Source organism: Flavobacterium xizangense, from assembly GCF_054075145.1.
In genome coordinates, this window is sequence record NZ_JBSIPG010000260.1 from 1 (window position 1) to 245 (window position 245).

The window sequence follows — 245 nt, forward strand, 5'->3', positions numbered from 1 at the left end:
TTGAAAACTTTTAGAAAATGCTCTCTTTCTTCTTCGGCTTGCTTATACAAGTAAGATGCTGTATTAGCATAACCATTTCTATCCAACCATGCTGCCATAGCTAAATATTTGTTTGAAGCGTCGCTTTCTAATTTTGCCTGTAAGTTCAATATATTTTCAATCCCTTCAGTTAATGAAGTGCTTGTTCTTAGTAAATCTTTCATAGTCTTAAATTTTAATAATGTAAAATTACTAAAATTAGACCG

Annotated in this window: 1 protein-coding gene; it reads right to left on the reverse strand. The window is 30.6% G+C overall.

From position 1 onward, the window contains the following. The coding region (locus tag ACWA1B_RS23355) for a ferritin-like domain-containing protein (RefSeq protein ID WP_456911069.1) at positions 1–203 on the reverse strand (203 nt) is incomplete at its 3' end. Between the last annotated feature and the right edge of the window lie 42 nt (positions 204–245).